The following is a 22,219-nucleotide window of genomic DNA, read 5'->3' on the forward strand; positions in this document are numbered from 1 at the left end:
TTGTAAAAGCATAAGCTTTGTTATTAAAATAGACAAGGATATATTTACAATATATTCTTGTTTGTTGTAATTTCATATTCGGTTTATAAAAGTTATTTACAAACCTTCTAAATTTTAAAAGATCTCCTATTCCTTCGCAACTCTTTCAATCATTTTTGATGTCGTTCCTCTGAAATTGGACGGGAATTATAATAGATTTTTCTCCTCTTGTCAAGGGTTTCTTCTTAATTGAAGCTTAAATTTTGAAAGTTTTAGGGTTTTTAGGGTTTTCGCCATAAATATAACTAAATAAAGTTATATTTATGACTTTAATAATAGTTTTATTATTTTTGAAGTTTATTTACTATTTTTACTAAATAGTCAGCTGAGTTTTTTGCAGAAGATTTTAAAAACTCATCAAAGTCAATATCAGCACCACCATCTGCAGTATCAGAAATTGCTCTTAATATAAAGAATGGAATATTTAAAGAATCACATACTACTGCAACACTTGCACCTTCCATTTCTAATGCATCAGCATTAAATGTTTTTTGAATGAAATCTTTTCTTTCAGATGAATGAACAAATTGATCACCAGTAGCGATAGTTCCTTCAATAACATTAATACCATTTTCCTTTGCTACTTCAATAGCAACATCTCTAAGTTCTTTTGTTGTGTCAATTAAAACATTTCCACCTGGAACAAATCCGTGTGGGTGTCCAAATGCTGTAATATCTAAATCATGTTGACATAGTTTATCTGCAATAATTAAATCTCCAATTTTAAGCTCAGGGTTAATTCCACCTGCAACTCCAGAGAATAATAATGTATCACATCCAAATTTCTGAATCATAGTGCTTGCTGTTAATGAAGCAAATACTTTTCCAATCTTTGAATATGCAATAACAATATCTAATCCATTATGTGATACTTCATAATATTTGTTATCAGCATATTCTGTAACTTTAGCTTCACCAAAATGAGCTAATAGAGGTTCAATCTCTTCCTCCATTGCTCCCATAATTGCTAATTTAGTCATTTAATTCACCTAATACTTTCTCTAATGATGCAAAATCACTTACATTTAATGTAGCAGTACCTTTACAAATTTTTCTATTAAGACCTTTTAATACAATTCCATTTCCAAATTCGATAAAACAATCTACTTTATCTGCATTTGCTGCAATTGACTGTTTGTATTTTACTGGGCTTGTTAATTGAGAAGATAATAATTCAACTGCTTCATCTTTAGTTGAGTAAGCTTCCGTAGTTACATTTGAAATAACTGGTGAAAACTCATCTTTTAAATACTCTTCTAAATATGGTTTTAAATTCTCTACAGAACTTCTTAATAATTCGCAGTGAGAAGCAACTGACATATCTAATACAATAGCTCTTTTTGCTCCAGCTTCTTTAAATGTATCAACTAAGCTTTCTAAATCAGCTTTAATTCCAGCTAAAACTAATTGACCATCCATATTATAGTTTGCTGGCCAAACTTTTTTACCTGCTTCTTGTTGTTCTTTACAAATATTTTCAACTGTTGAATCATCTAGTCCTACTAAAGCCATCATTCCTGCATCTTGTCCACTACAAGCTTCAGTCATAAATAAACCTCTTTTATGAACTAATTCTACTGCATCTAAATAATCAATTGCACCAGCACTTACTAAAGCAGAAAATTCACCTAATGAGTGTCCTAATACAAACTCTGGTTGAATATCACACTTCTCTTTGAATATTGCATTTGCAATTGAACTTACAAGTAAAATTGCTGGTTGAGTATATTCAGTTTGCCCTATTTTATCATTTTCTTCAAAAAGTAATTTTTCAAAATCTATATTTAATCTTTGACTAGCTTTAGAAATCATCTCTTTTGCTAATTCACTATTTTCAAAAAAATCTTTTCCCATACCAATAGATTGACTTCCTTGACCTGGAAAAATGAAAGCTACTTTTTTCATTGTAAACCTTTAAAATTAATTTAGTTGTTATTATACTTAAGTTTTTTAGTTAGTAAAATAAAAAGGCTCAGAAGAAACTCCTGAGCCTTTTATATTTGTTAATTTGAGTAAATTAGTGGCTACAACCACATCCTCCATGAGAAGGCTGTTGTGGTTCAGTACTACAACAACCACCTTCTGAACCATGGTCATGGCTTCCACCACCACAACAACCACCGCCCATAGCAGCCATTCCACCAACAACACCAGTTTGAATCTCTTCTTCTGTTGCATCTCTTAAAGTTAATACAGTTACTGAGAACATTAATGTTTTACCAGCTAATGGGTGGTTATAATCAATAGTTACATCAGTATCAGTAAATGATTTAACTGTTACTTGTACAGTTTCACCTTGCTCACCTGTACCATATAAAGACATACCTTCAGTTAATTCAATACCAGCAAATTGCTCTTTTGGTAAAGTTTGAACAGCTTCTTCATTAAACTCACCATATGCATCTTTAGCTTCAACCATAACATCAGCTTGCTCTGATTCTGACATTTCAACAAGTTTAGTTTCTAAACCTGGAATAATTTGACCTTTTCCAGAAACGAACTCTAATGGTGCTCCACCAACATTTGAATCAATTTGCTCACCTGAGTTAGCATCTTTTAAAGTATATTCAATTCCAATTACTTTTGACATTTTTTCTCCTAAATTATTAATTATTTTATACTTGATAAATTTTTTGTGGCAATTTTTGCTTCTTTAGAATCTGGATAAATACCAATTAAAGAGTTGTAAAAATTTGCCGCATTGCTATAGTCTTTTATTTTTTCAAAAGAAATAGCACTATGTAATAAAAGTTTTGGCATATAGTCCGCTTTATCATATAACATAGCTGATGTTTTAAAATATGAAATTGCTTCTTCATATTTTTTTCTATAATACCACATTTCACCTAAATAAAAATTACCCTCTGCAGGTTTAAAGTTTAACTCTACTAGCTCTTCAAACATAGGAATAGCTTTTGTAAAATAATCTTTTTTAAATAGCTCTTTCGCTTCTGCTAACATAGCATCTTTATCTTTGTAGGATAATACCTTGTTAGACTTTTTTTTAGTTGTAGTTTTATTACTAGTTTTTACACCTAAAGATTTTTTTAAGGCTTCAAACTCCGCTCTAGTAATAAACTGATTCATATTAGACTCAAGTTCCTTTTCAGAAACATAAGTTTTATTTAGCTTATTTACTGAATTTGTTAATTTAGAAATTGCTTTCTTTAAATTTGTAATATTCTTTTTATTTTGAGAAGAAATTTCTTCTTGCATAGTTAAAATTTGAGTTGATACTGTTTTTAAACTTTGAATATCTGAACTATTTTTTTCAGATATACTTGAATTTTCTTCAAGTTTTTTAATTACTTCATTTAATTTAATTACTGTTTTATTAAGTTTCTGAGAATCACCTTCATAGATTGATTCTAAACCATCAATTCTCTCACTTAATGAGCCAACTGTATATTTAACATCTTTTACTTTTGAATCGATGCTACCTAAAGTTTTTTTATTTTTTAAGATATTCTTTTCTGCAGAATTTAATCCATATGGATTTTTAGAGTCTAAATCTCCAGCACCAAAAACTGAAACTTCATCTGCTGTTACAGTTAAGGTACTAGAAATAAAAATACTAGTTAATAGTAGTTTTTTGATCATTTAATTATTTTACTAATTTATGCTCTGATCTTCTATTTTTTTGCCAACAAGTAGAGTTTTTGTCAGTACATACAGGATTACTTTCACCGAAACTTACAACTTTAATTGCATTTGCGTCTACTCCATCCATAACTAATGTATCTTTTACAATCTTAGCTCTTTTTAAACCTAATGCATAGTTATACTCATCAGTTCCCCACTCATCGCAGTTACCTTCTACTTTAATAGTAGTTCCTGCTTGAACACCTGATAGTTTAGATGCATTCTCTTTTGCAACATTTTTCATTTCTGTTGTTAAGCTATATTTATCAAAACCAAAATAAATATTTTGAATAAGTTCTTTTTTACCATTAATCATATAGTAATAACCATTGTCAGAACTCTCTACTAATGAGTCATTTACAACCTCATTTTGAATATTTGAGTTGTCGATGTTGTTTAATGCAGATTCAGAATTATCTGCACCAGAAACCTCAACTTCTTTTTGACTACATCCAGTAAATAATACTGCTGCAACTAGAAAAGTATAGATGCTTAATTTTTTCATAACCAGTTCCCTTTTAGAAAATTTCATTTGATTTTACTAAATCTAAACTTAATGGTACATTACTTAGTTTATGTTATTTCTTAATGAAAAATTCATTTATTTTGTTTATGTTGATATTATTTTTCTAAGAGTTTTTTTGTTTTATTATGCCTAAAAGTAAACATAGCATCTAACTCTTTTTTAATAAAAAAGTCAAATAACCCTCCTACTTTACCAAAGGGTAGTTCATACTCTACAACATCTCTTAACTCACACATATTACCTTTTTTAGTAAAAACATGAGAATGCTTCCAATATTTAAAAGGTGACTTTAGTGCCAAGTCAACTAATATATTAGGTCTTTGTAACTTTTCAATCTTTACTTCCCATCTTATCGGAAGGAAGTTTTTTACTGTTTTTATTTTTAGAACTCCGTTTTCTTTAGGAGTAAAGTTTTCTTCTAAAAAAGTTATTTGTATATTATCTGGAGTGATTGCTTTTAAATTATTTACATCCAAATGAAAATCAAATAACTCTTCTAATGTACAATCTATAAATGAAGTTTTTTCGTATTTTTTCATTTTTTATTTACTATACTATTAATTGTTTCATCAATGGTTGTATGTTTAAAAACAAAGCCACTATCAACCAATCTTTTTGGCTCAACACACTGTCCATCTGTTAAAACTTTTGCACCTTCACTAAAGATAAGATTTAACATAAATTCAGGAACTGGTAATAAAGTTGGTCTATTTAGAGCTGTTCCTAAAGCTTTTGTAAGTCCTTTATTCGTTGTTGGCATAGGAGAAGTAAGATTAAACACTCCATTTAAATCTATATTTTCAATTAAGAACTTATATGCATTTAATAAGTCTTTTATATGTATAAATGAAAAATGTTGCTGTCCAGCTCCAATAGTTCCACCTACTCCCATTTTAAAAGGAAGCAGCATTTTTTCTAAAGCTCCACCTTTTCCTAAAACTATTCCAAATCTAAAAATTGCTGTTCTTATTTCTAACTCTTTTGCCTTTAATGCTTCTTTTTCCCAGTCTTTACAAAGGTTTGCTAAAAAATCATCTGAATATTTAAAATACACTTCATCATAGCAGTCTTTATTACTATAAATACCTACTGCTGAAGTTGATATAAAAAGCTCTGGTTTTACTTTTGCTTTTGTCATTGCATGAATTAAAGCTTTTGTTGTATCAATTCTACTGCTATACAATAATTTTTTGTAAGAGTCAGTCCATCTATTTATTATATTTGCACCAGCTAAATTTATAACAATATGAGCTTTTTCTATAATTGATAGTAACTTTGCTTTATTTTTTAAATCTTCTCTTTTGATTGAAATAACTTCAAAATCTTTTTTAGAAAAAAAACTTTTTATATTTGTTCCAACAAATCCACTTGAACCAGTTATTGCTATAGTTTTCATCTAAAATCCTTTTTATATAGTTTTATTATCTAAATATTCTCTAAACTCTTTTGCACCATCTTTTGATGTTGTAACTAAGTCATCTATATCAACAAACGATATTTCTAGTTTTGATTGTTCAATACTTTGCATTGATTTAATCTTATCAACATTAACTATATATGACCTATGAACTCTAAAGAAGTTCTTATCTGAAAGAATCTTTTCCATATCACCAATTTTTTTTCTAACATAGGCATCGGTTTCTTTGATTTTTATAATAACTTCATCTAAATCTGCTTTTATATAGTATATATCATCTAAAGAGATTAAATATATTTTATTTCCTCTTTTTGCAACTATCTTTTTGGTTTCATTAACCTTAGTATCTATATATTTTCCTATTTTTTCTAAACACTTATTAACAGTTTCATTAGATATTGGTTTTAATAGATAATCCATCCCTCCACTTTTAAAAGCTTCTAAGGCATACTCTTCATGCGCTGTTTGGAAGATAATAAAAGTATTTGGATTCATCTCTAAAAGAGTGTTTGCTAAATCAAGACCACTCATTGTAGGCATAGAAATATCTAAAAAAGCAATATCAAACTTTGATTTTGTTGCTTCTTTAATAGCATCAAGAGGTGTTGAGGCCTCAGTAATATCACTAATACCCTCTTCTACTAAAATTCTTTTTAGTCTACTAAGAGCTAATTTTTCATCATCTACTATAAGTGTTTTCAAAACTTTACCTTTTTATCTTTATTATAAAACTCATTTTTTCATTTTCTATCTTATATTCTAGCTTTCCTATGTTTAATAAGTGCAATCTTTTCTGTAAATTACTAAGTCCAGTACCAAATTTTACTTCTTCTGGTAAAACACCATCATTTGTAACTACAATTGAGTTCGCATCAGCTTTTATATCTATATTTAAAGCTTCAGACTTATATCCATGTTTTATTGCATTTTCTACTAATAGTTGAATAGAAAACTTTGGTACTTGAATATATCCTGTATCTTCATCAAAAGAGCTTGTCATTTTTATATTATTATCAAATCTAATATTTTCTATATCTAAATAGGTTTCAACCATTTTTATTTCTGTTTCTAAAGAGATAAGACTATCTTTAGTAATTGCATTTCTTAAAAAAGTTGAAATATCCAGTGTTGCTTTTTCTGCTTTCTTTTGATCTATATATATTAATTCAGAAAGAGAGTTTAAGGCATTAAATAAAAAATGAGGATTAAGCTCACCTTCTAAAGCTTTAATCTTAGTTTCTAAAACTTCACTTGTGATTGACTCATTTCTATATTTCATTGAAATAAATTGATGAAGAATCATACCTACTAAAAAAGTTAAAAAACCTATTGTAATACTAATATAAAACCAATAAGGCTTAATCATGTTAATTATATTGTATTCACTTAGAGAAAAGATATAGTAAGAAAAAGAGAAACCTAAAAAGCCAGAAAAGAAAGAGAAAATAAAACTAATTAGATACCAAAACTTTTCATTAACTCTAGGTAATATATAGTCATTTGAAATAGTAATTAAAATAAAAGCAAAAAAAGAAATAGATATAGCACTTAATGTACTAAAAAAAATTGTAGAAAAGTTTTGTAAGTTTTCATTCATAAAATAAAGGAATAAAGATATTAAAAAACCAAAGCAAGCACCAATTAAAATGATATATAACCAATCAATAATTGATATTTTTAATTTTACACTATCCATCTAATTCTTCCTTCAATATATTTACACCTAAAGCAACTCCTGGCCAACCTTGTCCTGCAAATATTGTATCTCCAACATTATACAAACCTTCAAATGGTGTTCTACAACTTGGCACTTGAATCAAAGTTTTTAAAGTTATAGCTTTTCCACCACAGTTGTTTCTATTTATAAAACGATTAAATGTTTTTGCTGTTCCACTAAAAGAGATTTGAATATCCTCTTTACTTATGTTATCAAAGTTTTCTAAAAAACTATTTATTATAAACTCTTCTGTTATAAATTTCTGTCTTTTGTATTCATCTTTATTTAAATTACTCCAAAATCTTGCTTTAGTATGAGTTGAGATAGTTATATTTATTCCATTTTCAGACATTTTTCTATCCTCACTAGAACTTAGAGATACAAAATAAGAGTTAGAAATAGAATTTGGAATCTCATTTTCTAAAATTATTTGATAATGGTGTAGCAAATCTTCTTTTTTGTTTATTGTCATGTGGATTACAAAAGCACTTTGGTCATTGAATGAAAACTTATTATAATATGACTTTATCTTTTCATCTTCAAATAACTTAGAACTATCATAAACTGTAGAATTTAATATCACATTTTTTGCTTTATACTCAGCTTTTCTTGTTTTTAAAAGATATACGTCATTTTGTTTTGTTATAGACTTTACTTCTTCTTTATTATGAGTCTCTATATCTTTTAAAAGCTCATCAAAAATTGAACCCATTCCACCATTTACATAAAATACATCATGGAAAGGATAAGCTAAACCTAAAGCTAATGATAACAAAGAGATATCTTTTGATTTAGTTTGCAAAGTTATCAAAAGCTGTGAATCTATAAAGTCTTGATACTCCTTTGAAATATCACCTAAAGTATCTTTTATAAAACCACTTGCAGTTTTAAATAAGTCAAATTTAAAAGTTAAAAAAATCTCACTTACTGATTTAATTGTTTTTACATAAGAAGATAATGAGTATTTTGAATAATATACATTTTTTAGTTTCCAAAACTTATCATCTAGTTCTTTTATTGTTTGCCAAAAGACTCTATTGTTTTTATTTGGATAAGCTTTGTCTATCTGAGATAAAAACTTTTCAAAATCTTTTACTCTATCAATTGTTTTACCATTTTGAAGAACTCTTATTGCTATATCGCTTTTTTTTAAATCTAAATTTACATTAACTTTATCAAATATCTTTTTTAAAGGATGATTTTCTTCATATCCAACAAGTGTTGTTGCACCACTATTGTAGTAGTTACCAAATCTTTTAAAAGTACTTGCACAGCCTCCAAGATTAGTATCTTTTTCAAAAACTATTACATCTTTTTGCTTATTTAAAGAGGCAATCATACTACCTCCCATTCCAGAGCCAACAATGGCTAAATCATAAGTTTTCATCTTTAGCCCTTTTGAAGTTTTCTATTGCTCTTTTTCTTGATAAAGATATATCAACTATTGCTTTAGGATAATTAAAAAAAAGATTTGAAGAAAGTGCATTTTCTATATGGAAAAGTTTTGGGTCCACCTCTTCTAACTCTTTAATAACTGATTTTATAAAAAGACCATCTTTATCAAATTTTGAAGATTGAGTATAAGGATTAAATACTCTAAAGTATGGAGCAGCATCAGCACCTGTACTTGCAGCCCATTGCCATGAACCAATATTTGAACTTGCTTCATAATCAAGAAGTTTTAAAGCAAAATACTTCTCGCCCTTCTTCCAATCAACAAAAAGGTTTTTTGTTAAAAATGAAGCAACAATCATTCTTAATCTATTATGCATAAGACCTGTTTTATTTAAATGAATCATAGCTGCATCAATTATAGGCACACCAGTTTTTCCTTCACACCATTTTTGAAAGTCATCTTCATTTTCATTCCAAGAAATATTTATGCCATTGAAGTTTTTACTTTCAGAATTTGGAAAATGAAAAAGTATATAATTATAAAATTCTCTCCAAAAAAGCTCTCTAATAAAAAATTCACAATCATTTACATTTGATTTTTTTACAATATTAAAAATCTCTTTAGGGGAAATAAGACCAAATCTTAGATGAACAGATAGTTTTGATGTGGCATCTTTATAAAAAAAGTCTCTATTTACTTGATAATCATCTATTTCTAATAAAAACTCTTTTAATAAATCCCTTGCATCTTTATATAAAAAAGATGGTAATTCTTGTTTTTCAAAACCTAAGTCTTCTAAAGATATGATTTTTTTATAATTAAAGCTTGTAAGTTTGAGTTTTTCATTTCTTTTATACTCTTCTATAGAAAAAGATTGAGTAATTAAATTCAATGATTTATAAAAAGGAGTAAATACTTTATATGGAGTATTATCTGCTTTAAGATGTTCATTTGGATTTAAAATAAATGAATCATTAAATCTTTTTAAAGGAAGAACCTTTTCAACTTCCTTATCTCTTTTAATAGCATATGCGTCAAAATCTATGGAGCATAGAACTTCATCAAAATCTTTTGCTAAAGTTTTAAAAACATTTAATGGTTCATCATAAAATATTGCTAAGTCTAAACCTAAAGATTGAAGCTCTCTCTTTAGGTTTAATACTGATTCATAAATAAAAGAAACTCTTTTATCATCTTTAGGCAAAGAGTTTAGAATATTTTTATCGAAGATAAATATTGGTAGTACTTCATCTTCTGCATATTGTAATAATGCAGAATCTGTAACTCTTAAATCTCGTCTAAACCAAAGTATTTGTTTCATCTGTAAGCCTCAACTTTAGAACGAAGTGCTAAATCTTTTGGATATGGATTTATAAATACTTGAGTTTTAAGATACTCAATATCAAATTTGTTTGTATAAAGTTTTATTATTTTTATAACAGCAATTAAAGGAACTATTCCTTTTTTGAAGTCTTCAAGAGTCTCTAAAATATCATCTTTTTCCTCTTTTGATATAACTTTTTTGAAATAACCATAAATATGAAGTAAAACATTATAGGTATTATTAATCGTACCTTTTTGAGCAATTGTCTTTAAAAACAACTCTTTATACTCATCAAGTATAGTCTCCAATGGCTTTTTATCTCTATTTGCAACTATATTTCCTAGCTCTTTATATGCATTATGTGATTTTGCATAGATTAAATATTTGTAAGAAGTATGAAACTCAACTAAATCATTTATATTTGGCTTTTTTTCTAAAAATTCAAATAATGATTTATATGCAAATACTTGCATTAAAAAGTTTTCTCTAAGCCATGGATCGCCTAATCTACCTTCTTCTTCAATTGGTAAATAAGGGAATCTTTCTTTTAGCTCTTTTGCAAAAACTCCAACACCTACATTTTCACTTTGACCATTTTTTTTATCAGGATAGATTTTAACTCTTTCCATACCACATGTTGGAGATTTAGATTTTAAAATAAATCCACATAATTGATTATCTTCAATCTTTTTTACAAGCTCTTTAGATATCTCAGTAATAGTATCTGTAACATCTTCATTGTCATTTGATGTTCGAATAGTTACTTCACCATCACTTTTAACTAACCTTATTGCAGGTCGTGGAGTTGGAAAAACTAATCTTTCAGGACAAAAAGCCTCAAAATCAAAGTAGTTAGATAATTCATTAACAATAAATTTGTCTCGTGAATGACCGCCATCATATCGGCACGTAGTACCAAGTAGGCAAGATGATATTCCTAGTTTCATTTTAAACTCCTTTTAGGAAATTATAATAAAACTAGTATATCTTTGTATATATAAAATGTAAGTTTATAATATTACCAGTCGATTGACTGGATTTTTCCATTTGCTAATGGGAAAGTAAATGACTTAGAATAATTAAGTCTAAGGATTCCTATTGAACTTCTATTATTTACAGTCTTTAAGAAGATAATAGATTCTCCATCTTTTGAAAATTTAGGGAATTGATTACTTCCATTTGAAGTAAGTCTTTTCAGGAAATCACTTTTTGTTGACATTAAATAAAGATTGAATGTATAAGAACCAAACTCATTGTTTCTATCTCTACTTGTATATACTACATAATCTTTATATGTAGTTGCAGATGAGTTGTTATTTCCATGGTAAACTAATCTTTCAACTCCTCTTCCTCCAATATCTTTTGCAAAAATATTTGGATACTTTAATCTATCAGATACGAAAACAATTCTTTTTTCATTATCAACAAAATGAGCTCCTACATCAATACCTTTATATGTAGTTAGTCTCTTTTTTGTTTTATTAACAGTATTGTATAAATAGATATCTGGTTGATGATTTGGTGAAGCTGTAATTAAAACTTTCTTTTCATCTTCACTTACATCAGAAGCAACTATCATACCTTCACTTCTCATAATAGTTTCTCTTTGTCTAGTGTAGATATTTGTTTTAATTAAAGTTGGAATTCCACTATCATATGTTGTGTAATAAAATGAGTCTTGTTTACTATTTGCCCATTTAGGGAAAATATTAAGTCCACCTCTTATAACTGGCATTTGAAAAGTAAGAGTATAGTCAGCAATTATAATATCTGCTTTTTTTGCACTTTTATATTGAGAGAAAATTACAAACTTATCCATCCAGTCAATTGGTGGTGCATTTAGATATTTATTAATTCTAATTGCAATTCTATGAGCTACAAATGGATATCTATCCTCTTTTGATGTAGAGAAAGTTCGATTAAATACCATTTTCTTAGAGTTTGAATCATACATTTTAACCATTACAGAATAGCCACCAAAACTACTTACATTTGAACTAACATTTACAAAAAGGTCAGTTCCTTTAATTGATAAAACTAACATGTCTGGATTTGAGTTGTAATCAACAACTTGTGAAGCTTTAACTACTTCAAAGTGTCCACTTACCATTAAATCCTTTTCAATCATCTTTGCTACTTTTTGAGTAAGTGGCTTATTCATAGCATTAGGTGCTACTGAAACTTCGATTTTAGGCATAGAACCTGATTTTTTAACGATATCTAACTCTGCATCAGCAGCAAAAACAAATGTTGTAATTAGAAATAAAATTGATAATACTTTTTTCATATTAACCTTCCGATTTAAAGTTTATAATAATATCAACTTTACTGTTAATATTATGTGTAGGGAAAGTCTCCCTAACTTGAGAATTTAAAAACTCTTTTAATGACTCATCAAATCGTACATCATTTGAATACTTTATAACACGGTAATCAAAATCTCCACTATTTGTAATCATTACAAGAACTTTTACAACTAAACCATCTTCTAATAGTTTAGGATTCCATCTCTCCCATAAAATCTGTTTTATTTTTGAAAAGTATTCATGTTCCTCACCTTTACTAGTAGAGTTAACAACAGGTCTATTTGTACTAGTTTTAACATCATTTAAAAGTTTAGAAACCTTTAAATTATCTGTATTTTTCTCTTTTTGAAATTTAGACCTAAATCTACTTGGGTCAATAGATGCTTTTTGCGTAGTTGTATCTTTTTCTACTACTTTTTTAGATTTAGTTTTAACATTAGCAAATAGTGATTTAAAATCTGCTTTTTGTTTATTTGATTGAGATGTAGATTTTTTAACAATCTTTTCTTGTTTTGACTCACTCTTTTTAGCAACTCTTTTTTCAGTTGATTTAGTAGAAATAAGTTCTAATTCTAAAACTGTAGTTTTAGTATTAATATCAAACTTTTTTGGTGCAGGGGCATTTATATAAAAAAGAAATAGAAAACCAAAAATAAGGTATATAAAAACAGATATTACACCTGATAGATAAAAGTAATTTTTATCTTGCATAATTATCCATCTGTAATAAGTGATACTTTAGTAAATCCAGCTTCTTTTACTGATTTAAGTATATAGATTACATCATTATACATCAAAGTTTTCTCAGCTCTTATGTGTATAGGAGTTTTTCTATCTTTATTTTGTGCAAATAAAACAAAGTTATCTGCAAAAGTATCAAATTCAAAACTTTTTTTATTGATTTTTATCTTTTTATTTTTTGTAAGTAATATATCAATTTTTTTAACTGATTGTATTTGTTGAGATTTGCTTCCTTTTGGAAGATTTACAGGTTCTTCAAACTCAACTACTGGTGCAGTAACCATTAAGATTGCAAGAAGCACTAGCATAATATCTACTAAAGGAGTAATATTTAAATCAGGTTTTTGGTTGTAATCAAACATGATTAACCTTTAGCAATTAAGATTTTAGCTTGTGCCTTGATATAAGTATTTAACTCATAAACTTTTCTTACTAATATTTGATGGAAAGTATATGCAAAAATTGCCACAAAAATTCCAGCTGCTGTTGCAACTAAAGCTTCAGAAATTGCAGGTGCAATTACAGAAAACCCTACTTTTGAATGACTTGAAAACTTTGCAAATGATTCAAGAATACCTACTACTGTTCCAAATAGTCCAATAAAAGGAGCAGTTGATGCAATAATTGACATCCATGATATTCCAACACTAGCATCTTTAATAATATTTATTTCACATGCACTAAGAATCTCTTTATTAGTAACTCCGTTTGCACATTTATTAAGTGCAGACATAGGACTTAAAGTTGAACTTCGTGATGTTAATGCTTCTAGTGATTTTTTTTCAGTAAGAATTGAAGATTTCAAAGATAGAAATCTGTAGATGAATATCCAAAAAACGATAACCATATATAATGAAAGTGACCACAACACTAAAAGTGTTATGGCACTACCATTACTTAAATAATTTAAAGCTGAATCAATCATTATCTACTTTTTTAAGCGAATGAGTTGATTTTAGCCTCAACTGCTGCTAATGATACGTTTGCATCTTTAACAGAGTTAACTAAATCTTTTGCAGCGTCAATGTTTTTCGCAATTTCAGAGTCAGCACCTGAAGTAAGTGCTACAGCTCCGTCAACTAATACGTCAACAGAACTTTCACCCACTTTAACGTGACCCCAGTTAATTGCTACTGCTTCAGTTGAATCTGCTTTTTCTATTATAATTACGCCAACAGTTAATGATGATACTAAAGAAGCATGTCCTGGTAAAACTCCGAACTCTCCCTCTTTACCTGGAAGAGTTACAGATTTTACTTCATCACTAAAGATTTGACCATTTGGTGCAACTATTGATAATTTTAGTGTATCCATAAGCATGCCTTATTTGTTATTTCATATCCTCAGCTTTTGCTAATACCTCGTCGATTCCACCAACCATATAGAATGCCATTTCTGGAATGTTGTCATATTTACCATCAAGGATACCTTTGAATCCAGCAATAGTATCTGATAATTCAACATACTTACCTGGAGATCCTGTAAATACTTCTGCAACGAAGAATGGTTGAGATAAGAATCTTTCGATTTTTCTAGCTCTTGCAACAACAAGTTTATCTTCTTCAGATAACTCGTCCATACCAAGAATTGCAATAATATCTTGTAAATCTTTATATTTTTGTAATACAGATTGAACACCTCTTGCTACTGCATAGTGCTCTTCACCTAATACGTCTGCAGATAAAATTCTAGAAGTTGAATCTAGTGGATCAACCGCTGGGTAGATACCTTTTTCTGCAATTTTTCTGTTAAGTACTGTAGTTGCATCTAAGTGAGCAAATACAGAAGCTGGAGCAGGGTCAGTTAAGTCATCCGCAGGAACATATACAGCTTGAACAGAAGTAATAGAACCTTTTGCAGTTGAAGTAATTCTCTCTTGTAATGCACCCATTTCTCTAGCTAATGTTGGTTGGTAACCAACAGCTGAAGGAATTCTTCCTAATAATGCTGACATCTCAGAACCTGCTTGAGCAAATCTAAAGATATTATCAACGAACATTAATACATCAAGACCTTTTTCATCTCTAAAGTACTCAGCCATAGTAAGACCAGTTAATGCAATTCTATTTCTTGCACCTGGAGGCTCACTCATTTGACCATAACATAATGCAACTTTGTCAAGTACATTAGAGTCTTTCATTTCGTAGTAAAGGTCATTACCTTCTCTTGTTCTTTCACCAACACCTGCAAATACAGAGTAACCTGAGTGTTTGAACGCAACGTTATGGATAAGCTCCATAATAATAACTGTTTTACCAACACCAGCACCACCGAATAGTCCTACTTTACCACCTTTTGAGTATGGTGCAAGTAAGTCAACAACTTTGATACCTGTTTCAAACATTTCAGTTTTTGTAGATTGCTCTTCAAAAGTTGGAGCAGCTCTATGGATTGACCATCTTTCAGTATCTTCAGAAATTGCTTCACCTTCATCAACTGGGTCACCAATTACGTTAAAGATTCTTCCAAGTACAGCTTCACCAACTGGAACCTTAATTGGTCCACCAGTAGCAGTACACTCTTGTCCTCTTTTTAAACCTTCTGTCATATCCATAGCAATAGTTCTAACTCTGCTATCACCAATGTGTGCAGCAACTTCTAGAACTAATCTATCTTGGTTAACGTCCGCTAATGTAACTTCAATAGCTTCGTTAATTTCTGGTAAATATCCGTCGAACTCAACGTCTACAACAGGACCCATTACCTGAATAATATTACCTTTCATACGGGCAGCTCCTTTAAATTATTTTAATGCTTCAACACCACTGATAATCTCTATCAGCTCTGTTGTAATTGCAGCTTGTCTAGCTTTATTATATTCAACTGTTAACGAATTAACTCTGTCTTTAGCATTGTTAGTTGCAGCTTCCATAGCTTGCATTCTTGCAGAGTGCTCTGCTGCTAAAGAGTCGATTAAAGAATAATACATATTGAAATCAATATATTTATTCGTTAATTCTTCTAACACTTCTTCATCATCATCTGGTTCAATCTCTAGCATAGATGTTTCATCTTGTGTAGTTTCTACATCTTCTAGGCTAATTGGAAGTAGTTCTCTTACTCTAATTTCTTGAGTAAGCATATTTAAGAATCCATTGTAAACTAAAACTACTTTATCAGTTTCACCTTTTTGGAAATCTTCTACTACATCTTTAATAAAATCTGCAGCTCTATCATAATCTGGTGCAGAAGATAAATCAGTTACCTTCTGAGATAATTCAACACCTTGGAAAGAGAAGAAATCAACTCCCTTTCTTCCAGCAGCTCTGTATCTTACATTTGCACCTTTAGATGTATAATCAGCGGCTAATTCATTAACTTTCTTAATCGTTGCCATGTTAAAACCACCACAAAGACCTTTGTCAGCAGTAACAAAAACAATATCAACTGTTTTTGGGTTCTCGTTAGGGATAAACGCTTTATTGTGATTACCACCATCTTGAACTTTGCTAACTCTGTTTGCGATCTCAGAAAGAACTTCATTAATCTTCTTAGCATAACTTCTAGATTGCTCAGACAGTTGTCTAGTTCTAGTAAGTTTTGCAGAAGATACAAGCTTCATAGCTTTTGTAGTCTTCTGAGTGTTCTTAACACTTCCAATTTTTAATTTAATTTCTTTTAAGTTAGCCATAGACTAATCCTTATTTAGCATTAAAAACAGTTTTAAACTCTTCTAATGCAGCTTTTAATGCTGACTCAGTCTCATCATCTAATTTTTTCTTAGATTTAATGTCATCTAAAATATTTGCATATTTTTGTTCAATGAATGAGTGTAACTCTTCTTCGTATTTAACTACATCAGATACAGCAACATCATTTAAGTAACCTTTTGTACCAGCATAGATAATAACGATTTGTTTTTCAATAACTAATGGCTTATTAACACCTTGCTTTAATACTTCAACCATTCTTTGACCAAGCTCAAGCTCTTTTCTTGTAGACTCATCAAGATCTGATGCGAATTGTGCGAATGCTTCTAGCTCTCTATATTGTGCAAGAGATAATTTTAATGTACCAGCAACTTGTTTAGTAGCTTTAATTTGTGCAGCACCACCAACTCTTGATACAGAAAGACCAACGTTAATTGCAGGTCTGATACCAGAGTTAAATAGGTTAGTTTCTAAGAAGATTTGACCATCTGTAATAGAAATAACGTTTGTTGGAATATATGCAGCAACGTCACCTGCTTGTGTCTCAATAATTGGTAATGCAGTCATAGAACCACCACCATTTTCATCAGACATTTTTGCAGCTCTTTCTAATAATCTTGAGTGTAGATAGAATACATCCCCTGGGAATGCCTCTCTACCTGGAGGTCTTCTTAATAATAAAGACATCTCTCTATATGCAACTGCGTGTTTTGATAAATCATCATAGATAATTAAAGCATGCTTACCATTATCTCTGAAGTACTCACCAATAGTAACACCTGTATATGGTGCTAAGAATTGAAGTGCTGAAGACTCAGAAGCACCTGCATTAACTACAACAGTATAATCCATTGCTCCACCCTCTTCTAAAGTTCTAACAACGTTAGCTACAGAAGATGATTTTTGACCGATTGCAACATAAATACATACTACATCTTCACCTTTTTGGTTAAGAATTGTATCAATTGCAACAGTTGTTTTACCAGTTTGTCTATCACCAATAATAAGCTCTCTTTGCCCTCTTCCGATTGGAACTAGTGCATCAATTGCTTTAATACCAGTTTGTAATGGCTCATGAACAGATTTTCTAGCCATGATTCCAGGAGCTTTTTCCTCAACGAATCTTGACTCAGCTGCTTCAATAGTACCTTTACCATCAATTGGCTCACCAAGTGCATTAACAACTCTTCCAACCATACCTTCACCAACTGGTGTTTCTAATAGTTTTCCAAGTCTCTTACAAGAAGAACCTTCTCTTAATCCTTCACCAGAACCAAGAACAACAACACCAACAGAAGCTTCTTCTAAGTTAGATGCTAATCCTCTTTCTCCGTTTTCGAATTCAACAAGCTCCCCAGCCATTACATTTTTAAGACCATAAACTTGAGCAATACCATCTGCAAATGAGATGATCTTCCCAGTTTCGTTAACGTCTACATTTAATTCAAAGTTATCAATTCTTTCTTTAATGATAGAACTGATTTCATCTGCTTGAATTTTTACACCCATTCAATATCTCCTTTATAAGTTCTAAACTGCTTTTAAAATATGTTCAATCATTTGTGACTTAAGTCTATCTTTTGAGAATGAAATCTCAACACCTAGACTATCAATATCAACTTTGATACCGTCGTAATCACAAACATTTTGTGATAGTGATAATTGTACATTGAATTTTTCACTAAATTTTTTCTCAATAGTAGAGATATAATCAGTTGATAATTCTTTGTTACAATATACTACACCAGTATATGAATTATTCATTTTTGCAACTTGTGATTCTAATTCACTTGTAATTGCAGGAATAATTTCAAGTCTTTTCTTTGTTCCTAATAATTTAACAAGATTTGTTAATTCAGCACTTGCATTATCTACAAATGATAAAACTAATTTAACCTTATCTTCTGAGTTTACTTCAGAAGAAGTAACAATAGAAATAAACTTATCTTCTCCATAAGCTGAAGAAATAGTTTTTAAATCATTACAAATAGCAGTTGCAGACTCAACGTCTCTACCATCTATTAATGCTTTTACATATCTTTTTGCTATTAAATCATTCATTATGCAACCTTCTTAAGTACGATGTTAGCTAACTCATCTTGAGTTAATGAAACATTATCAGAGCTTAATAGCTCTTCAAGAACTTCAGAAACAATTTGTTTCTTAGCTTTTGACATTTCAATTTTTACTTTCTCATCGAAACCTTTATCAAGGTTTGCAATTTCTGCATCTACAGCATCTGCAACTCTTTTCTTAACAGAGTCAACATCAGCTTTTGCATTTTCAACAATTTCATTTGCTAATTTTTTTGCTTCTTCTAACTTGTTAGCAGCATCTTCTACTTTATCTTGAGAAGCTTTTAAAGTATCTTGTACTTTGTCAAGTTCTGCTTGAATTGAAGCAGTTCTACCAGCAAAAAAAGCTTTTAACTTATCTGCTAATAGGTACCATATGATACCAGCAAAAATAATAAAGTTAACGGTTCTTTGTACGATATCGTAATTTGTCTCCGCACCTTCAGCTGAAGCTAATAACGCCATAGGAGTTAAAGCTAATCCAAGTAATAATAATTTTTTCAACCCTAACCTCCTAATTAAATCGAGCTAATCTTAGCTTTTAAGCTCTCATTAAATTGAGGCATTGCAGCAACTAATGATTCTTTTAAAGCTCTTGTTTCGTCTTCAAGCTCTTTAGTGAACTTAAGAGACTTAGCTTCTAATTCCTCTTTAGCACTCGCAAGTTTAGCATCAGCTATTTCTTTAGCTTCATTGTATGCTTGGTCTCTGATAGCAGCTGCTTCTTTTTTAGCTTCAGCAATCACGTGGCTTGCTTCTTCTAACATACCGTCTACGTCAGCAGAGTTTGATTGAGCATTTTCTAAATCTTTCTTAATAGATTTATCTCTATCATCCATATGCTTTAATAGGGGTACAAATAGACAACTGTTAAGTCTTGCAACAACAAAAAGAAAGATTATTGCTGTGCTAAGCAATAATACAGGACTTATGTCTAACATTCATTCCTCCATATTTTTTACAGTTTAGTTTGACTAAAACTGCTTAAATTTTATCTAAAACAAGTATAAAATTATATTAAAAGGAGGAATTCTAAGAAAGAATTTTAGAAAGTGTTACGAAAGTAATTAGAAATCTTCTCAATATCCTCTTGAGATTTAATTTCTATCTTAAAATAGTTCTTTTCAGCTTTAACTTTTAGGTCACTTTTTTGTAGGTTTTCAATTACATTATCAAGTGGTTTAAAGTCATAGTTTTTTGAAGATTTTGGATTCTTCTTTGCAGGCTTTTTATCCCCCGTTTTTAGGCTTCTGATTAAACTTTCAGTCTCTCTTACTGATAGTTTTTGGCCGATAATAGAATCTGCAATTTTTACTTGTGTTTCATCATCAAGTCCAAGCATAACTTTTGCATGTCCAGCAGTTATTTTATCATTTGCTAAAAGCTGTTGTACATATGAGCATAATTGTAACAGTCTTAAGGTATTAGTAATTGAAGCTCTACTTTTAAATACTTTTTTTGATAACTCATCATGTGTAATATTATGCTCATTGATTAATTGAGCATACGAGAATGCTAATTCAATAATATTTAAATCATCTCTTTGAATATTCTCTATTAATGCTAATTCTCTTAGTTTGAAATCTTCAATATTTACAATTGTAGCTTTGATAGTTTCTAAGTTAGCAAGTTTATGAGCTCTTAATCTTCTTTCACCTGCTACTAAAATATAACCATCATCTTCTTCAATTACAGTAACTGGCTGAATTAAGCCATGTTCTACAATAGAATCTGATAGCTCTTTTAATTTATCTTGATCAAATATTTTTCTAGGTTGATTTGGGTTTGGCTTTACTTTTTCAACTTCAATCTCAATAATTTTTCCATATCTAGATTCACTATTTGAGTTTCCATAAGCAGTCTCAACTTCACCTAATAATTCTCCAAGTCCTCTACCTAATGCCATATTATAATCCTAATATTAAATTAAATAAATTATCCAGCAATTGCACGTGCTAGATTTGTATATGCTTTTGTTCCTGCAGCCATTGAATCATAAAGCATGATTGGCTTACCAAAACTTGGGCTTTCTGCTAGTTTGATATTTCTAGGAATAACAACATATGAACTTTCATCTACTTTAAATAGTTTACTCTCAAAATGCTGTGCTAAGTCTGCAAAAACTTGCTTAGACAGGTTGTTTTGAGCACTATACATAGTAGGAAGGAAACCTCTAATTTGTAACTGTCTATTAATAGTTTGCTTAACTAACTTAATAGTATTTAATAGCTGTGCTAATCCTTCAAGTGCAAAGAATTCACACTGAATTGGTATTAAAACAGAATTAGATGCACTTAATGTATTAATTGTAATTGGTCCTAATGCAGGAGGTGAATCAATTATTATATAATCATAATCTTTTTTAACAGGGTCAATTTTTCTTTTTAAAACTAACTCTCTGTCTTTCATATTTTTATAGAACTCTTTTTCAATTCCTACTAAGCCAATATTTGAAGGTGCTACTTTTAAGTTTTCAATTTCAGAGTCAAGTACGATTTCTGTTAACTCTTTTGTTCCAAGCATAACATGGTAAATATTGTACTCATATGTATCTCTTTGAAAACCTAATGATGTAGTTGCATTAGCTTGTGGATCAGCATCTATTAATAAAACTTTTTTACCTTCTAGTGCTAGTGCAGCACTTAGGTTTACAGCAGTAGTAGTTTTTCCTACCCCACCTTTTTGATTTGCAATTGCAATAACTTCAGTCATCTTAAACTAAAAACCTTTTTATCGTCAATTTGTATAGAACCATCACTATTTAAAATGGCATTTTCCAATGAAATTTTTTTATTTTCAATTGTAGCTTTGTATTTTCTACTCTTTTGGAATTCTATCTGAAAATAGTTAAAGATTTCCTTCCAAGATGATTTTTTTTCTAAACTTTTAAAATATAATTTTAATATATACATTTTATCAATTTTTATGTCTAAAGCACCAAAATCACTATTTATATGCTCTAAATTTAAGCCTATGCCACAATAAAGTAAATCTTTTGTTGCAGTTGTAATTGTTCCACCTATTTTTTTATTATCAATGTAAAAATCATTTGGCCACTTCAACCAAAGTTTTGAACCTTGACTTTGTAAAACTTCTTTTAATATATATGAAAAATAGATTGAAGCACTTTGCAGTTGTAAATCATCTGGCAAATCATTTTTAGATATAACAAAAGAGAAAAAAAGATTACCTTCCTTCCCTTCCCATGAGTTTCCTCTACTTCCAATTCCATTACTTTGATAATCTGCTGAAACACAAATAGCATTTGTAAAACCATCTTTTTTAATAAGCTCTTTTAAGTAAGTATGTGTTGAATCAACTTCTTTTAAATTTATTATTTCCATAAATCATTATACATAATTATTTTTCAAGACATTATTAAATAT

26 protein-coding genes are annotated in these 22,219 nt (G+C 29.6%); all 26 read right to left on the bottom strand.

What is annotated here, in order from left to right; translation table 11 throughout:
• Positions 1-323: 323 nt before the first annotated feature.
• Complete coding sequence (locus CRV03_RS12360; RefSeq protein ID WP_129085452.1) at positions 324-1,019, bottom strand: 5'-methylthioadenosine/adenosylhomocysteine nucleosidase; 696 nt, start codon at positions 1,017-1,019, stop codon at positions 324-326.
• Positions 1,012-1,944 (bottom strand): ACP S-malonyltransferase, encoded by a 933-nt coding sequence (gene fabD / locus CRV03_RS12365; RefSeq protein WP_129085453.1) that lies wholly within the window; start codon positions 1,942-1,944, stop codon positions 1,012-1,014. The genes CRV03_RS12360 and fabD overlap by 8 nt, the downstream gene beginning before the upstream one ends.
• 112 nt (positions 1,945-2,056) lie before the next feature.
• Positions 2,057-2,629: a peptidylprolyl isomerase gene (locus CRV03_RS12370; protein ID WP_129085454.1), complete on the bottom strand. Its 573-nt coding sequence runs from the start codon at positions 2,627-2,629 to the stop codon at positions 2,057-2,059.
• Positions 2,630-2,649: 20 nt separating this feature from the next.
• A complete protein-coding gene (locus CRV03_RS12375; protein WP_129085455.1) occupies positions 2,650-3,639 on the bottom strand; it encodes a tol-pal system YbgF family protein in 990 nt (329 codons plus the stop codon).
• A 4-nt stretch (positions 3,640-3,643) separates the two neighbouring features.
• Positions 3,644-4,186 carry an OmpA family protein gene (locus CRV03_RS12380; protein WP_129085456.1) on the bottom strand — a complete coding sequence of 181 codons (543 nt, stop codon included), beginning with the start codon at positions 4,184-4,186 and terminating at the stop codon, positions 3,644-3,646.
• A 116-nt stretch (positions 4,187-4,302) separates the two neighbouring features.
• Positions 4,303-4,746, bottom strand: a complete 444-nt coding sequence (locus CRV03_RS12385; RefSeq protein WP_129085457.1) for an SRPBCC family protein — start codon at positions 4,744-4,746, stop codon at positions 4,303-4,305.
• On the bottom strand, positions 4,743-5,603 hold the full coding sequence (locus CRV03_RS12390; RefSeq protein ID WP_129085458.1) for a TIGR01777 family oxidoreductase: 861 nt from the start codon (positions 5,601-5,603) through the stop codon (positions 4,743-4,745). The genes CRV03_RS12385 and CRV03_RS12390 overlap by 4 nt, the downstream gene beginning before the upstream one ends.
• A 12-nt stretch (positions 5,604-5,615) precedes the next feature.
• On the bottom strand, positions 5,616-6,326 hold the full coding sequence (locus CRV03_RS12395; RefSeq protein ID WP_129085459.1) for a LytTR family DNA-binding domain-containing protein: 711 nt from the start codon (positions 6,324-6,326) through the stop codon (positions 5,616-5,618).
• 4 nt (positions 6,327-6,330) lie between these two features.
• Positions 6,331-7,320 carry a sensor histidine kinase gene (locus tag CRV03_RS12400; RefSeq protein WP_129085460.1) on the bottom strand — a complete coding sequence of 330 codons (990 nt, stop codon included), beginning with the start codon at positions 7,318-7,320 and terminating at the stop codon, positions 6,331-6,333.
• Complete coding sequence (locus CRV03_RS12405; protein ID WP_129085461.1) at positions 7,313-8,728, bottom strand: NAD(P)/FAD-dependent oxidoreductase; 1,416 nt, start codon at positions 8,726-8,728, stop codon at positions 7,313-7,315. Before CRV03_RS12405 ends, CRV03_RS12400 begins: the two co-directional genes overlap by 8 nt.
• Positions 8,715-10,058 carry a deoxyribodipyrimidine photo-lyase gene (locus CRV03_RS12410; protein ID WP_129085462.1) on the bottom strand — a complete coding sequence of 448 codons (1,344 nt, stop codon included), beginning with the start codon at positions 10,056-10,058 and terminating at the stop codon, positions 8,715-8,717. Before CRV03_RS12410 ends, CRV03_RS12405 begins: the two co-directional genes overlap by 14 nt.
• The gene (locus CRV03_RS12415) at positions 10,055-11,008 is read right to left on the bottom strand and encodes a DUF523 and DUF1722 domain-containing protein (protein WP_129085463.1); all 954 of its coding nucleotides are present in this window, start codon (positions 11,006-11,008) and stop codon (positions 10,055-10,057) included. The genes CRV03_RS12410 and CRV03_RS12415 overlap by 4 nt, the downstream gene beginning before the upstream one ends.
• 71 nt (positions 11,009-11,079) lie before the next feature.
• The gene (gene tolB / locus CRV03_RS12420) at positions 11,080-12,348 is read right to left on the bottom strand and encodes a Tol-Pal system protein TolB (protein WP_129085464.1); all 1,269 of its coding nucleotides are present in this window, start codon (positions 12,346-12,348) and stop codon (positions 11,080-11,082) included.
• A gap of 1 nt (position 12,349) precedes the next feature.
• On the bottom strand, positions 12,350-13,078 hold the full coding sequence (locus CRV03_RS12425; protein WP_129085465.1) for a TonB C-terminal domain-containing protein: 729 nt from the start codon (positions 13,076-13,078) through the stop codon (positions 12,350-12,352).
• 2 nt (positions 13,079-13,080) lie between these two features.
• Positions 13,081-13,470: a biopolymer transporter ExbD gene (locus CRV03_RS12430; RefSeq protein ID WP_129085466.1), complete on the bottom strand. Its 390-nt coding sequence runs from the start codon at positions 13,468-13,470 to the stop codon at positions 13,081-13,083.
• A 2-nt stretch (positions 13,471-13,472) separates the two neighbouring features.
• Positions 13,473-14,033, bottom strand: coding sequence for a MotA/TolQ/ExbB proton channel family protein (locus CRV03_RS12435; protein WP_129085467.1), 561 nt, complete (start codon positions 14,031-14,033; stop codon positions 13,473-13,475).
• A gap of 11 nt (positions 14,034-14,044) precedes the next feature.
• Entirely contained in the window at positions 14,045-14,422 is a 378-nt protein-coding gene (gene atpC, locus CRV03_RS12440; protein ID WP_129085468.1) for an ATP synthase F1 subunit epsilon, read from the bottom strand.
• Positions 14,423-14,438: 16 nt separating this feature from the next.
• Complete coding sequence (gene atpD, locus CRV03_RS12445) at positions 14,439-15,833, bottom strand: F0F1 ATP synthase subunit beta (protein ID WP_129085469.1); 1,395 nt, start codon at positions 15,831-15,833, stop codon at positions 14,439-14,441.
• An 18-nt stretch (positions 15,834-15,851) separates the two neighbouring features.
• A complete protein-coding gene (gene atpG, locus CRV03_RS12450; protein ID WP_129085470.1) occupies positions 15,852-16,739 on the bottom strand; it encodes an ATP synthase F1 subunit gamma in 888 nt (295 codons plus the stop codon).
• A gap of 10 nt (positions 16,740-16,749) precedes the next feature.
• Positions 16,750-18,267: a F0F1 ATP synthase subunit alpha gene (gene atpA / locus CRV03_RS12455; RefSeq protein WP_129085471.1), complete on the bottom strand. Its 1,518-nt coding sequence runs from the start codon at positions 18,265-18,267 to the stop codon at positions 16,750-16,752.
• Between the two features lie 21 nt (positions 18,268-18,288).
• Positions 18,289-18,819 carry a F0F1 ATP synthase subunit delta gene (locus CRV03_RS12460; protein WP_129085472.1) on the bottom strand — a complete coding sequence of 177 codons (531 nt, stop codon included), beginning with the start codon at positions 18,817-18,819 and terminating at the stop codon, positions 18,289-18,291.
• Complete coding sequence (locus tag CRV03_RS12465) at positions 18,819-19,337, bottom strand: F0F1 ATP synthase subunit B (protein WP_129085473.1); 519 nt, start codon at positions 19,335-19,337, stop codon at positions 18,819-18,821. Before CRV03_RS12465 ends, CRV03_RS12460 begins: the two co-directional genes overlap by 1 nt.
• Before the next feature lie 14 nt (positions 19,338-19,351).
• Positions 19,352-19,774: a F0F1 ATP synthase subunit B' gene (locus CRV03_RS12470; RefSeq protein ID WP_129085474.1), complete on the bottom strand. Its 423-nt coding sequence runs from the start codon at positions 19,772-19,774 to the stop codon at positions 19,352-19,354.
• 104 nt (positions 19,775-19,878) lie between these two features.
• The gene (locus CRV03_RS12475; RefSeq protein WP_129085475.1) at positions 19,879-20,739 is read right to left on the bottom strand and encodes a ParB/RepB/Spo0J family partition protein; all 861 of its coding nucleotides are present in this window, start codon (positions 20,737-20,739) and stop codon (positions 19,879-19,881) included.
• Between the two features lie 29 nt (positions 20,740-20,768).
• On the bottom strand, positions 20,769-21,545 hold the full coding sequence (locus tag CRV03_RS12480) for a ParA family protein (protein ID WP_129085476.1): 777 nt from the start codon (positions 21,543-21,545) through the stop codon (positions 20,769-20,771).
• A complete protein-coding gene (locus tag CRV03_RS12485; protein WP_129085477.1) occupies positions 21,542-22,177 on the bottom strand; it encodes a biotin--[acetyl-CoA-carboxylase] ligase in 636 nt (211 codons plus the stop codon). Before CRV03_RS12485 ends, CRV03_RS12480 begins: the two co-directional genes overlap by 4 nt.
• Positions 22,178-22,219 lie beyond the last annotated feature (42 nt).

The organism is Arcobacter sp. F155 (genome assembly GCF_004116455.1).
Lineage (GTDB): Bacteria > Campylobacterota > Campylobacteria > Campylobacterales > Arcobacteraceae > Halarcobacter.

Excerpts from the sequence above, each read along its gene's own strand:
- CRV03_RS12400 (WP_129085460.1), bottom strand. The coding sequence starts at position 7,320 with ATGGATAGTGTAAAATTAAAAATATCAATTATTGATTGGTTATATATC.
- CRV03_RS12370 (WP_129085454.1), bottom strand. The coding sequence starts at position 2,629 with ATGTCAAAAGTAATTGGAATTGAATATACTTTAAAAGATGCTAACTCA.
- CRV03_RS12380 (WP_129085456.1), bottom strand. The coding sequence starts at position 4,186 with ATGAAAAAATTAAGCATCTATACTTTTCTAGTTGCAGCAGTATTATTT.
- CRV03_RS12480 (WP_129085476.1), bottom strand. The coding sequence starts at position 21,545 with ATGACTGAAGTTATTGCAATTGCAAATCAAAAAGGTGGGGTAGGAAAA.
- atpA (WP_129085471.1), bottom strand. The coding sequence starts at position 18,267 with ATGGGTGTAAAAATTCAAGCAGATGAAATCAGTTCTATCATTAAAGAA.
- CRV03_RS12460 (WP_129085472.1), bottom strand. The coding sequence starts at position 18,819 with ATGAATGATTTAATAGCAAAAAGATATGTAAAAGCATTAATAGATGGT.
- CRV03_RS12390 (WP_129085458.1), bottom strand. The coding sequence starts at position 5,603 with ATGAAAACTATAGCAATAACTGGTTCAAGTGGATTTGTTGGAACAAAT.
- atpD (WP_129085469.1), bottom strand. The coding sequence starts at position 15,833 with ATGAAAGGTAATATTATTCAGGTAATGGGTCCTGTTGTAGACGTTGAG.
- CRV03_RS12385 (WP_129085457.1), bottom strand. The coding sequence starts at position 4,746 with ATGAAAAAATACGAAAAAACTTCATTTATAGATTGTACATTAGAAGAG.
- CRV03_RS12435 (WP_129085467.1), bottom strand. The coding sequence starts at position 14,033 with ATGATTGATTCAGCTTTAAATTATTTAAGTAATGGTAGTGCCATAACA.
- CRV03_RS12410 (WP_129085462.1), bottom strand. The coding sequence starts at position 10,058 with ATGAAACAAATACTTTGGTTTAGACGAGATTTAAGAGTTACAGATTCT.
- CRV03_RS12375 (WP_129085455.1), bottom strand. The coding sequence starts at position 3,639 with ATGATCAAAAAACTACTATTAACTAGTATTTTTATTTCTAGTACCTTA.
- atpC (WP_129085468.1), bottom strand. The coding sequence starts at position 14,422 with ATGGATACACTAAAATTATCAATAGTTGCACCAAATGGTCAAATCTTT.
- CRV03_RS12470 (WP_129085474.1), bottom strand. The coding sequence starts at position 19,774 with ATGTTAGACATAAGTCCTGTATTATTGCTTAGCACAGCAATAATCTTT.
- CRV03_RS12415 (WP_129085463.1), bottom strand. The coding sequence starts at position 11,008 with ATGAAACTAGGAATATCATCTTGCCTACTTGGTACTACGTGCCGATAT.
- tolB (WP_129085464.1), bottom strand. The coding sequence starts at position 12,348 with ATGAAAAAAGTATTATCAATTTTATTTCTAATTACAACATTTGTTTTT.
- CRV03_RS12475 (WP_129085475.1), bottom strand. The coding sequence starts at position 20,739 with ATGGCATTAGGTAGAGGACTTGGAGAATTATTAGGTGAAGTTGAGACT.
- CRV03_RS12360 (WP_129085452.1), bottom strand. The coding sequence starts at position 1,019 with ATGACTAAATTAGCAATTATGGGAGCAATGGAGGAAGAGATTGAACCT.
- CRV03_RS12485 (WP_129085477.1), bottom strand. The coding sequence starts at position 22,177 with ATGGAAATAATAAATTTAAAAGAAGTTGATTCAACACATACTTACTTA.
- fabD (WP_129085453.1), bottom strand. The coding sequence starts at position 1,944 with ATGAAAAAAGTAGCTTTCATTTTTCCAGGTCAAGGAAGTCAATCTATT.
- CRV03_RS12425 (WP_129085465.1), bottom strand. The coding sequence starts at position 13,078 with ATGCAAGATAAAAATTACTTTTATCTATCAGGTGTAATATCTGTTTTT.
- CRV03_RS12405 (WP_129085461.1), bottom strand. The coding sequence starts at position 8,728 with ATGAAAACTTATGATTTAGCCATTGTTGGCTCTGGAATGGGAGGTAGT.
- atpG (WP_129085470.1), bottom strand. The coding sequence starts at position 16,739 with ATGGCTAACTTAAAAGAAATTAAATTAAAAATTGGAAGTGTTAAGAAC.
- CRV03_RS12430 (WP_129085466.1), bottom strand. The coding sequence starts at position 13,470 with ATGTTTGATTACAACCAAAAACCTGATTTAAATATTACTCCTTTAGTA.